Origin of the sequence: Butyricimonas paravirosa (assembly GCF_032878955.1) — a bacterium.
GTDB lineage: Bacteria > Bacteroidota > Bacteroidia > Bacteroidales > Marinifilaceae > Butyricimonas > Butyricimonas paravirosa.
Genome location: NZ_CP043839.1, coordinates 751,545 through 763,865 on the forward strand (window position 1 = coordinate 751,545; position 12,321 = coordinate 763,865).

At 47.6% G+C, this 12,321-nt stretch carries 12 protein-coding genes; all 12 read left to right on the top strand.

Features of this window, described 5'->3' with window-relative positions:
- The first annotated feature begins 11 nt into the window (after positions 1 to 11).
- The 12 genes from F1644_RS03240 to F1644_RS03295 all read left to right on the top strand — a co-directional run bounded on the left by F1644_RS03240 (position 12) and on the right by F1644_RS03295 (position 12,301).
- Entirely contained in the window at positions 12 to 1,418 is a 1,407-nt protein-coding gene (locus F1644_RS03240) for a RagB/SusD family nutrient uptake outer membrane protein (protein WP_118302070.1), read from the top strand.
- Positions 1,419 to 1,429: 11 nt separating this feature from the next.
- Positions 1,430 to 2,584, top strand: a complete 1,155-nt coding sequence (locus F1644_RS03245) for a TlpA disulfide reductase family protein (protein WP_118302069.1) — start codon at positions 1,430 to 1,432, stop codon at positions 2,582 to 2,584.
- Positions 2,581 to 3,759 (top strand): TlpA disulfide reductase family protein, encoded by a 1,179-nt coding sequence (locus F1644_RS03250; protein ID WP_118302068.1) that lies wholly within the window; start codon positions 2,581 to 2,583, stop codon positions 3,757 to 3,759. The genes F1644_RS03245 and F1644_RS03250 overlap by 4 nt, the downstream gene beginning before the upstream one ends.
- A gap of 796 nt (positions 3,760 to 4,555) precedes the next feature.
- On the top strand, positions 4,556 to 5,386 hold the full coding sequence (locus tag F1644_RS03255) for a DUF4121 family protein (RefSeq protein WP_118686912.1): 831 nt from the start codon (positions 4,556 to 4,558) through the stop codon (positions 5,384 to 5,386).
- A 12-nt stretch (positions 5,387 to 5,398) separates the two neighbouring features.
- On the top strand, positions 5,399 to 6,340 hold the full coding sequence (locus F1644_RS03260) for a hypothetical protein (protein ID WP_072544855.1): 942 nt from the start codon (positions 5,399 to 5,401) through the stop codon (positions 6,338 to 6,340).
- Positions 6,341 to 6,420: 80 nt separating this feature from the next.
- A complete protein-coding gene (locus F1644_RS03265) occupies positions 6,421 to 9,423 on the top strand; it encodes an N-6 DNA methylase (RefSeq protein ID WP_118686911.1) in 3,003 nt (1,000 codons plus the stop codon).
- A gap of 11 nt (positions 9,424 to 9,434) precedes the next feature.
- On the top strand, positions 9,435 to 9,644 hold the full coding sequence (locus F1644_RS03270) for a hypothetical protein (protein ID WP_225226238.1): 210 nt from the start codon (positions 9,435 to 9,437) through the stop codon (positions 9,642 to 9,644).
- Between the two features lies 1 nt (position 9,645).
- Complete coding sequence (locus tag F1644_RS03275; RefSeq protein WP_057254243.1) at positions 9,646 to 10,137, top strand: hypothetical protein; 492 nt, start codon at positions 9,646 to 9,648, stop codon at positions 10,135 to 10,137.
- A gap of 12 nt (positions 10,138 to 10,149) precedes the next feature.
- Positions 10,150 to 10,464 carry a hypothetical protein gene (locus tag F1644_RS03280; protein ID WP_005801751.1) on the top strand — a complete coding sequence of 105 codons (315 nt, stop codon included), beginning with the start codon at positions 10,150 to 10,152 and terminating at the stop codon, positions 10,462 to 10,464.
- A gap of 12 nt (positions 10,465 to 10,476) precedes the next feature.
- On the top strand, positions 10,477 to 10,764 hold the full coding sequence (locus tag F1644_RS03285; protein WP_022460396.1) for a hypothetical protein: 288 nt from the start codon (positions 10,477 to 10,479) through the stop codon (positions 10,762 to 10,764).
- 84 nt (positions 10,765 to 10,848) lie between these two features.
- Positions 10,849 to 11,781 (top strand): hypothetical protein, encoded by a 933-nt coding sequence (locus F1644_RS03290; RefSeq protein ID WP_057254240.1) that lies wholly within the window; start codon positions 10,849 to 10,851, stop codon positions 11,779 to 11,781.
- 31 nt (positions 11,782 to 11,812) lie between these two features.
- Positions 11,813 to 12,301: a DUF4313 domain-containing protein gene (locus F1644_RS03295; protein ID WP_025279125.1), complete on the top strand. Its 489-nt coding sequence runs from the start codon at positions 11,813 to 11,815 to the stop codon at positions 12,299 to 12,301.
- The last annotated feature ends 20 nt before the right edge of the window (positions 12,302 to 12,321 follow it).

The window sequence follows — 12,321 nt, forward strand, 5'->3', positions numbered from 1 at the left end:
AAAATAAAATCATGAAACAAGTCATTATTTATATATTGTCCTTTTTGGGTATTCTTTCACAAATGAGTTGTGATGACCAACTGAATGCCTTACCCACTCAATCAAAAGTAGAGGGAAATGTAATCGTGGATCAAAAAAGCGCAGAGGTTGCATTAAACGGGGTATATTACTGCTTCGCTGAAGGTGGGGACGACCGAGGTACACCTAGTACACAATGGGGCTATTCCCAAGAAATTGTTCCTGCTTATCTTTCCGGTTATATCACGCGAACCTACGGAGGGTCTCTAGATGAAAATGCAGAAGTTCAAGCAACGGACGGTTCTGCTGAAGGCATTTGGAGTTATAGTTACAAATTAATCAATGCAGCCAATGGGGTTATCAAGCAAATGAACCCCCTTCCTACTTCTATGTTTGAGGGAGAACGGAAAGCAGAAATCATCGCAGAAGCCAAAATCATGCGTGCTTACGGACATTACCACTTACTCCGGTATTTCACTCAATTCTACGATACGAAAAGCGAGTATGGGGCTTTATTACGTGATGAATTTGTCACGACCACGAACATTGCACAATCAAGAGATAACGTGGCAAACACGTATAAACTGATTTTGGAAGATTTAGAAGAAGGCATCAAAAATGCCCCGTTGGAAAATAAGAATATTTACAGCAACCGCTGGATCGCCAAAGCCTTAAAAGCAAGAGTTCTGATCTTACGGGGAAATACCGAGGATTATGAAGAAGTGATCACGCTCACAAGCGACATCATCGAAAATGGTCCTTACGAACTTGAAGAACACGTGCGGGATATTTTCCAAACAAAAGGATTGACGAGTAAAGAAGTCATGTTAGGTATTCAACCTCTTCCGAATCAGGTTACCCGATATGACACCTATATATATAATAATTCGGCTCAATACAAAGCAACTCCCATGTTCAAAAATTTATTGAAAGATGATCCCAGGGAAGAATGGATGCTTGGGTTACTGAGTCCCGAGGATACCATTTATGCCATAACAAAATACGTCGGTGAGAAAATCGAAGAATGTTATGCTATTCGACTAACTGAAATGTACCTGTTAAAAGCAGAGGCTACGGTTCGTGCCGGAAAAGACCTGGGTGACGCCAAGGAACCTTTGAAAACCGTCATGGGACACGCCGGGATCACGGACTTTACAAAAATTGATGCTATCACAAACCGGGATGAATTGCTTTATGAAATCTACAAAGAGACGGTGAAAAACCTCATGTTTGAAGATGGAATCGAATGGAGCATGCTACTTCGTTTCCCCATGGAAGTCATCCTAAAAGTAAAACCGGCCATCCGGGAGAAAAATTATATCATTCTCCCGATCCCAGCTGCCGAGTTCGAAAAAAATCCCACGATTGGGGATCAGAATCCGGGATATAGTAAAATCTAAAAATTCGCCATATGTTAAAGAAATCACTGTTTTTTATTGTCGTGCTCTTACTAAGCACGACAATACTCCACGCACAAAATAATAAATTCACGCTACGCGGAGAAATAAAAGGAATGACCTCCGGCCATCTCCTATTTGGTTATACAGACAATAACGAACAGTACGTACAAAAGAATGTTCCGGTAAAAAATGGAAAGTTCCAACTGGAAGGAACGATTTCCGAACCGACAAATATGTCATTAAGATTGGATTCAACCGTTCGCTACATGGATGACCCGAATCTCACAGACTTCTGGATCGAGGCCTCCGATATGCAATTGGAAATTGTCGTTGGAAAATTCAAAGAGTTCAAGCTTTCCGGTTCGAAAACAAACGAGGAAGAACAAGAACTAAATCGTCAGCAAGCACCAATCCGGGAAGAGATGCGACCACTTACAGAAGCTTATAAAGCAGAAAAAGACCATGAAAAGGCCGCAGCCATTCGAGACCAATTTGAACCTTATAACGAGCGTATGGACGTGATCACAGATGAGTTTATCAAAACCCATCCCGACTCTTATCTATCCCCTTACCTCATGCGTTTCCGGTTGATGTCGTTACCTGTCGGTCAAGTTGAAAACGCTTACAATCATTGGACAGAACGAGTGAAAAACAGCCGCTCCGGTAAAGAGATCGCAGAAGAGATAAAAAAACTAAAACAAGGTTCTCCCGGAAGTCCCGCAACCATGTTTAACCGGAAAGACATTAACGACAAAATGCTCAATCTTGAAGAGCTAAAAGGCAAAAAATACATTCTCTTAGATTTCTGGGCAAGCTGGTGTATCCCGTGTCGCAAGGGGAATCCGCATCTCAAAGAGCTATACAAGAAATATGCCCCCGAAGGATTCGAGATTGTGTGTATCGCATCTGACGACACGAAACCACAGGCTTGGCGAAAAGCAGTCGAGGAAGATGGAATCGGGAACTTCCGTCACGTGTTAAGCGGTATAAAACGTACAGCCGAAGGATATGACAAAAGCGAAGATATTGGAGAATGGTACGGTATTCACACGCTACCCACGAAAATTCTAATTGATAAAAACGGAATCATCATCGGTCGTTACGGCGGAGGTGGTGAGCCACAAGAAAACTTAGATCAAAAACTAATTGAAATATTTGGAAAATGAACAAAATGACATTTATCGGATGGATCGGGTTAACCGCATTAGCCTGTCAATCCAACACGGAAGGTTACCAAATCAAAGGTAACATTGAAGGTGCCGGAAACGGGATCGCAATCATGACACTCCCCGTCGGAAGAGAAGAACCCACTACCGGAGACACGGTAAAAATGAAAAACGGTGTCTTTACTTTCACGGGAAAATTAGAAGCCCCCTCTTGGGTCAGCATCCAAGTTTGTCCGGACAAGGAAAAACCGGCATCTTGTGGTTTTATCGGAGAAAACAACACAATCACTCTCGCTGGAAAATGGGCTGATGTTCTCGACCAATACGGGTATCGGAGTATTCCGAATGTTAATGTGACAGGTTCATTAAACGAAAAAATATACCAGGAAATCAGTAACGTTCGGGAAAAATTGATGCAAGAACCCCGCTTTAAGGAATACGCAGAAGTACAAACTAAATTGAATGAACTCCATAATGGTGAGGATAAAGAAGCCTTCTACAAGTATCAAGCAGAAACCGAGGCAATAACCGAAGAATTCAGCAATGAGGTTCGGAAGCAACAAAAAGAATTGATCCTGAAAAATGACACGATAGAAGCAGTAGCATACTATTTAAATTTCCTTCAGAACGACATGGAGTTAGCTGAATTGGAACAAGTATTCAAGGCCTTATCTCCTAAAGTACAAAACAGTTCATTCGCTAAAGATGTTAGAGAGGAAATTGCAGCAAGAATTCGTGTACAACCGGGTATGCCGGCCCCGGACTTCACGTTGGAAACACCCGACGGGACAAAATTATCCCTATCCGATTTGCGAGGCAAATACGTGATTCTGGATTTCTGGGCCTCTTGGTGTCGTCCTTGCAGAGCCTCTTTCCCTGAAATGAAGAAACTCTACGCCGAATACCATAAAAAAGGGGTTGAAATACTCGGAGTCACGAATGATAGCCGGAAAAACGACTGGTTGAAAGCACTGGAAGAAGATCAACTTCCCTGGCTGCAAGTCATAGATGAATTCCCTATCCCCCATACCCCGGCGAAAGTGGCCACTCTCTATGCTATCCCCTATCTCCCCACGTTGATGCTGATCGACCCGGACGGAAAAATCGTGGGAAAAGCGAAAGACAAGCACGAGCTGAAAACGTGGCTGGACGAACGGTTGGCGAAAAAGAAATAAAAAATCTTTACTTTCTGTTGATTATTTAAAATCAGAAAAGTAAATAGTTCTATATTATTCATTTATTGGGGCTGTCCCAAAAGTCATTTTTTAACTCCCTCCCCCCTTCGGGGTACTCCCTCTATAAACAGAGGGAGAGTTGAAATACTCCCGGTTTTCGGGAAGAGTCACCAGCACCTCCTCTGTTTATAGAGGAGGTGGCACGAAGTGACGGAGGAGTTTTTTGATATAAAATGACTTTTGGGACAGCCCCTTTTTTATATCACTTTTTAAACTACCTTGAAAAATGGCATGAAATTCATCGAAACAAAAAATAAGGCTCTACACCCTGCATATTCCGAGAAATTGGCTATATTTGTTGTAATCAGGTAGGTTTTATTTGACTATCAACAGATTGGATAAAACTCGCACGAGAACGGGCAATGGATAAGAAAAAGCCGGACTGTTCCGAACCGCCATATTTCTCATGCTTTCAAATAACTCTTTATCTCACCTGCAAAGATAACATTTCTTTCTGAAAAGGCCATATAAACGGCTGCAATCTTACGGAATAAAAACATATCGGGAAAAACAAGCATACCGTAGCCGAGTCCCCATAACCACAGGCAAAGGTAATTCGTGTTCTTCCCGTACAAGCAAGGCCAAGCCCTTCGGGTTCGTGGAAAAAATCATCCTCGCCCCGGAGGGCTTGCGGTATTTTTTCCCGAAGCCTTGCATGTACGGAACACGACCTTTTTAAGCCTGTAGTTATGGGAACTCCGGCCCCAGAAGCCGGACTAACAAAAAATCAAATGTTATGTTACAGGCAACAAAGAACAAGTACACGGTGGAAACACTCAAACCACTGAACATTCTGTACGATCATGAACACCGGCTGACACAGCAGGACGTGGATATGGCCAACGGTTATGTGGAACTGATAGAAAGGACACGCTCTGAAAAGATTCCACAGGTCGGTGACAGACTCATCTATGTGGACAGATACGGGAAATATTACGGCAACGCCCTCATCGAGAAACGCAAAAATACGGACGGACTGATTTCCATCTGTGAAATCCCCTATATCCCTTTCATATGGGAAGAGTATGACGGTATCGGTTTAAGTGTCAGCGGAGGATCCTTCCACCATATTGACCCCCTCCAGTTGAAGTTCGTCAGATGGACGGAAGGGATATTCCAAGACTGGGGCAACTGCGGTGCGTGCGCCAACGGTGCCGTCGCATTCACGGCAAAAGTGCCGTTATGGTCCTATTCCGAACCTGACCCTCTCTACGGCGATTTCACCACTGAGACATGGAGACAGTATTATCTGACAAAAAACACGGGTCCGGACGCACGTAACCTGTACCAAGGCTTCGACAAGGCTTTCAGGACCGAAGAGGACTTCCTACAGTTCCTGAAGGACTATGAAGGGACCGTGTTCAAGGGCAACCAGGAAAACCATATCGTTCTCTGGTGTTTCCGTCATGAGAACCGGTTCCTGCCGCAGCACGAGTGGGACAAAATAGATGTCCAGGCCGTGGAACGGCGTCTCAACTTTTATCCCGAACAGGTCAAGCTGGTCAAGGACATGGACAGCCACATCACCTACTGTTACCGTATCAAACCCGAAATTGACAATCTCTAAAACAATACAGTTATGCAGACAACAGCAACAAGAACAGCAGGCAGCCACACTGACCTGCTCACAGGTATCCTGAACGTGCAAGTAAGGAACGAGGACAAGATTACAGAACAGGACAGGCAGTATTGCCAGCTCCAGCAGGACCAGCTCTACAAGACGCTTGACCGTATCGACCGTTGGTATGCCATCTTCAAGGAAGAAGCGGAACGGTACCGGGAAATCAAGAGCTTCAAGTATGAGGATAACGGTAAGGTCTCCATACGGAATTTCTATTTCAACAACAGCGGGGAGGATGACTATACCCACAACGAATTCAAACCGTTTGACCTCATCAACGAGCTTGCGGACAACAACTGCAATGCCAACGCGAATTTCGCGAATCGCATCATTTCCTATTTCAACAGGACCTACAATGTAGACGTACCCATTCCTGTAATCGACGAGAAGGCCATGCGCATGGGATTCCGTCCGGTCTACCAGACTTACGTGGACATGGTCATTGAACACCTCGGCGGAAAAAGTTTCCGTGAGACCGCAGAGGAAGAACTGCTGGCCCGTTTCCTGAAAACGGTACAGCCTTCCCGCTGGAGCAAGGTGAAGCCCGAACTGAAAAAGGACAAGATAACTTTCCCTGACATCGTGTCCTGGGACAGCATCCATCTGGAATACCACCGGGAATATGAGTTCTCGTATGACTGCGGAAGGAAAGTGGACATTTTCTGCGAAGGTATCGCATACGGGGCAGATGACGTGATAAACGGTTCAAGCGGTATGGTCATCGGCCTTGACAGACGCGATGTGGATATAACCGAATGGTACAACCTCACCCTGAGCAACGCAGAACAGATCAAGTTCTACAAGAACGGACGCATCGACGTACGCTTCAAGGACAGCCAGGCCGCAGAGAACTGCTACAGAAGGCTGCGGCTGGATGAAATCACACTCAGAGAAGAGTGATTCATGAAATACTTATTCAGACACCCCGTAAGACATCCTTGCGGGGTGTCTTCGTTTCCAACCATTAAAAAAGAAAAGACATGTATGCCATCATACCCCAACAGATTCCCCAGGACAGGCGTGCCGAGATCAACGAGAAAATCCTTTTCGCCATAGACTCCGGCAAGGACCTCGTTCCGAAGGAAAGCATCTACAACTGCTACACGGGAATCGGAGGACTGCACAACCTCAGGCAGTCGGATTTCACCAGCTACCATGAATACGCCGAGGCCAAGAAGGAATTCGAGATGGGACAGTTCTTCACCCCGCACGACATATGCCGGAGCATGGTGGAGACCCTTTCTCCGACATCGGCGGAAATGGTACTTGACATGTGCTGCGGCATGGGCAACTTCTTCAACCATCTGCCCAACCTGCACAATGCCTACGGATTCGACATTGACGGCAAGGCGGTGGCCGTTGCCAGATACCTCTACCCGGAAGCTCATATCGAGAAATGCGACATACAGCTGTACAATCCCGAACAGCGTTTCGACATCATTGTCGGAAATCCGCCCTTCAACCTGAAATTTGATTACAGGCTGTCGCAGGAATTCTACATGGACAAGGCCTATGACGTGCTCAACCCTGCCGGAATCCTGATGGTCATCGTCCCTCTCTCCTTCATGCAGAACGAGTTCTGGGAAAAGACACGCGTGGCGAAAATCAACTCGAATTTCTCCTTCATCGGCCAGACCAGGCTGGAACATTCAGCCTTCTCTACGGTGGGCGTACAGAATTTCGCAACAAAAATCATGGTATTCCTCCGCCGTTCCCTCCATATTGAAATGCAGCCCTACAACGCGGAAGAGTTTGTCAGCATGGATGAGCTGAAGAAACGCATAGCCGAAGTGCGGAAAATGAAACACCGGCTGCGCCTCCAGCTGATGCGGGAGTGCAACCATATAGACAAAGAAGAGCTGGAACAGTTCGAGTACAGGCTCGCCAAATACATGTACGAGCTGAAAGCCCATGCCGTGCTGAACAGGCATGTCGAAAAGGCGGAGGCGCTGGTGTCCAAATTCCGCAACCAGAAACCGCCGGAAAATGCCACCCGGGAACAGATAAAGGAATGGGAACGCAAGAAGCTGACCACCGGCAAGGTTCTCGGCATCATCCGCAGGTACATCACCTCGCAGAACGTGGTGCCGCGCAAGGAAGTGGCATTGGTGAAGACATCCTACGGCTTCAAGCTGAAGCAATATGCCCCGCGTCTGCTTGACAAGGTCACGCACAAGGCCGCAGGCATCAACGACCTCATACTCGGAAGGGCCGAACTCCCGATGCCGGAAAACGTCACAGAAAAGAACATGCGGCAGATCCGTGCCGCCAGTAAACTGATACGGCGCAAACAGAGGCAATACGAGACCCAGAATCTCCAGTTTGCGGAAATGCGGGAAGATGCCGGCCTGAAGGAATACCTGGACCGCACCACATTCATCAACAAGGACGGTGAAGTCTGCGAATTCACGGACTTGCAGAAACACGACCTGAACCTCGTGTTGCAGAAACGCTACGCCCTGCTGAACTGGCAGCAGGGTTCAGGCAAGACCGCCGCCGTCTATCACAGGGCGAAATACCTGCTCAAGTTCAGAAAGGCAAAGAACGTCATCATACTTGCCCCGGCCATCGCCACCAACATGACCTGGATACCGTTCCTTACCATAAACAAGGAACGCTTCCGTACAATACAGACCGCCGGCGACCTCAACAACATACCGGAAGGGACATTCCTTGTCGTCTCCACCTCCATGCTCCGGAAACTGAAAAGAGGACTGATGCGTTTCGTGAAACGCACTTCCGGCAAGCTGTGCCTTGTCTTCGACGAGTCGGACGAAATCACCAATCCCACATCGCAGCGTACAAGAAACATCCTGTGCATATTCAGGAGGCTCAGGTACAAGATCCTCGACACGGGAACAACCACCCGCAACAACATCGCGGAACTGTACAGCCAGTTCGAACTACTCTACAACAACTCCGTAAATATGATATGCTGGAGCCCGCAGGTCTACCACGAAAACAGGGACCACGAGATAGAGGAAGAGAACAACCCGGATTACGGAACACCGTTCCCCGCCTTCAGGGGGCATGTCCTTTTCCGTGCCTGCCACTGTCCGGGGAAAGCCACTGTATTCGGCATCGAGAAACAGAACCAGGACGTGTACAACAAGGACGAACTCTCCGAACTTATCGGCAAAACGGTCATCACCCGTAAATTCAGGGACTTCGCAGGAGAGAAATACCGGATACGGACACATACCGTCCGTCCCTCGGAAGGAGAACACGAGGTATACCGTGTCATCATCGAGGAATTCTGCCGCATCTGTGAGCTGTACTACAACAGCACGGGAGACACGAAAAAGGATGCAGGACTGAGACTCATGAGGCAGATCAAGCTGCTTATCAAAGCCTGTTCGGTACCTCACCTGATAGAGGGATACTACGGTGACAGTTATCCTTCCAAGACCCGCTATATTGAAAGGCTCATAAGGACAATACCGGGTAAGGTTGCCATCGGATGTACCACATTGGCGGCCTTCGACCTCTACGAGAGCTATATCCGGGAACATTTTCCCGACAGACCTGTATTTGTGGTCAAGGGAGATGTAGCCTTCAAGAAACGGCAGAGCATCGTGACCGAATTCGACTCCACCATCAACGGCATCCTGATATGCACACAGCAGAGCCTGAGCAGCTCCGTGAACATACCTACCTGCAACGACGTGATACTGGAATCCCTGCAGTGGAACATCCCCCGTATGGAACAGTTCTACTTCCGTTTCATCCGTCTCGATTCCAAAGAAATGAAGGATGTCCACTACGTCACCTACGAAGATTCGGTCGAACAGAACCTGATGGCACTGGTACTGACCAAGGAGCGTCTGAACGAATTCATCAAGACCGGTGAGGTCAAAGAACAGTCAGAAATCTTCGAGGAGTTCGACATCACAATGTCTGTCATCGACAGCCTGCTCATCCGCACGCAGGACAGTGAAGGCAAAATACACATCAGCTGGGGAAGCCAGCGCATAACAGAATAAATATGAACCGTATGAAGAAGACCGGGAGTTCCATTCCCACCGACAAAGGTAAGCCGCGTCCCCATCGGCTGAGCAAGGTCAGGCCGCAGGCGGTTTTCAGGAAAATCATCCTCGCGGAGCTGCGGTATTTTCCCGAAAAACCCTGCACAGCCGGGACACGGCACCTTGTCGAGGTCGGTGGAATGGAATCCCCGGCATCCACATACATAAAAGACAAGTAATATGGATCTGAACAATGCAGAGATTGCCGTGACCACACAGCATCTCATTGACATAAAGGATTACAGGGACTACTGGCTGCACCTGTCCGACTACAGCGACATGGGCGAGTTCCTGAGTGCCTGTTCCGACCTGTTTCCCGGGGAAAAGGAACCGGAATACCGGTATCCGAAATGGGAAAACATTCCGGACACACTGATCAGCCGTGAATGGCTCTGTCCCAACTTCTTCGAGATCAGGGATGCCCTTGAAAGGCTCGAAGAGGAAGAAACGGAGTTTTTCATAAGCTGGAGCAGAAGTTACGGATATGACATCACCACGGATGACCCGCACATGATGGTATCACACTACCATGACCTGTACGGGGATACCGTCACGGAAACGGAAGAAGACGCGGACACGGGAGAAGATGCCCTGATATACACGGGCGTATCAAGCTACTACTGCGACATGCTTACATTCCGTTACGAAATATTTGATGACAATTATGACTAAAAGACAAAAGATATGGAAATCAACTTCAAAGGACCTGTAATGCCTATCGACCCATACTCGCAGCTGGCATTCGTGGAAATACTGAACATACTACTGACGGCGGGACACATCGTGGATGTGAACCGCTTCCTCATAAGCAGGAATGTCAATCCGCAGTTCGGCTCACTGTCAGGCTATTTCAGATGGTCGTTCGCCGGAGACCATTTTACCCTCTGGCAACGCACGGACTACAATTCAACGCTATGTTTTAACCACAGGATACTCGATCTGCCTTTCGGTGTCCTGGCAGCAAAAGACAGCGGGAAAGACAAGGAAACGGCAAACTGAAAATGAAACGATATGGAAACTACGATAAAAATACCCAACCGGGAAATCGCGCTCGCGGCATTTGACAGGCTCCGCCGGGAAAAAAGGAAGGATGCCGCACTGAGGCTGGCCGGGTGTATGCTCAGAGGGACATACATATCCCTCGGCATCGGTGATACCGACTGGGAAATAGACACCGCACTGCACAAATGCGGCGGTGAGCCTAAAACCGGATACGGTCATATGGCACATTTCCACTTCGACGGCGAGACGGAAATGGAAACAGAGAAATATGAAAGGCTCAAGGAAGAGTACGAATGACAAGGGAGCGGCCGAAAGGTCGCTCTTCTCATTTATAAACGACATGTACGGGAAACAGAATCCTGCCGTACACAGGTAACAGAAATGGAAGAACAGGAAAGACTGACAATGGAACTCGTGAAATCGCTCATGGACAAGTCCTACACGCTGGTATGGGTGGACTACAACGACAATCTCGACAACTGCCGTGACACCATCCAGAAGTGTCTGGAAGAAAGGAGCTGTGAAAGTCTGTGGGAGAAAGTGGACGAATGGTACGGTGACGCCGAATGGGAAGCTGTCCGTGAAATCGTCTCAAAGCTGAAGGATGAATGTATCCGTTTCCATGATTTCGGGGAAGAGGAAGTGGACAAGTTCTTTCAAGAACACGAAGACGAAATCAGGGAAGAAATCTATGACAGAAACGACTCTGACACGCTGAAAGAACTTCTCAAAAACACGGATGACATCCCCGTGCGTGTCGAGATGCTGTCAAACTACGACTGCATCAATTCCAACTGGCTGGAATCGCAGGAAGGATACCGGTACAAGGAATCCTATTTCGGGGATATGATAGACGCGCTGAACCTCAATCCAGCCAAAGTGAAGAAAATGCTGGTGGAGAAAGGCTACACGGTATATGGCCGGTTCCCCGACAAAAAATACAGGGACGGCAAGGAACAGGTATCCTATGAACAGTTCTACCATGAACTTATCAACTCCTGCTGCGGTGCCAACCTGCTGACCTATATCGGCAAGGTAAGCCTGCAGGAACTTTATGATGCCGGATTCTCGCTTGGGGAAGTCATTATTCCCAAAGGCAACTGCTGCGGCATCTTCAGCTCCATGTACGGCGGTGGAAGCCTCCTGGAAATGGAACTCCTGAAAGATGTCAGACTGAAACTGGAAGTCAGGGACTATCACGGATTCCGCTTCCGTCTTGACAGCGAGAACTCAAAATATGAATGCTCCATCAAGCATGTGTACGGGGTATGCGATTCCTTCTTCGGAGAAAAGATAGGTCTTGTCGCTTCATAAATCAAGTATGGTCAATTAAAGATATCAAATCATGGAAAAGAAATATGCAATCATCCTATTCAAGGGAAAAGAATACCTGTGCGGACACGAAGACGGCTGCCATTACGATGTGTCCTGCCCGGTGAGGACATTCACTGAAGGAGAAGACGACTTCAAAATTCAGGAATCCGGGAAAAACCGGTCTGAAAGGACATTCCGGTACCATGGAAAGGAATTCAGGCTTGTCACCGGCTTCTACCCGAACGGATGGCCGGTTCTGAGTCTGGAATCACCGGACAACGGGGAACTATACACGGTACTTACCGTCAATCTGGAAGACTCTCCGGCATTCGGGATTCCCGACCAGGCATTCATTGACATAAACAACAATCCGGAAGCGATGGAATTCCTCATAAGGAACAGCCTTGCCGAAGATACGGGATACAGACGCAAAAGCGGATGGGTAGAATACCCGATGGCCAAACTGAACCTGGCTGAACTGTACCGGTTGTCACCGGAATCGTTCGAGAACCAAGAATAAGAATCAACAACAGAAATCAT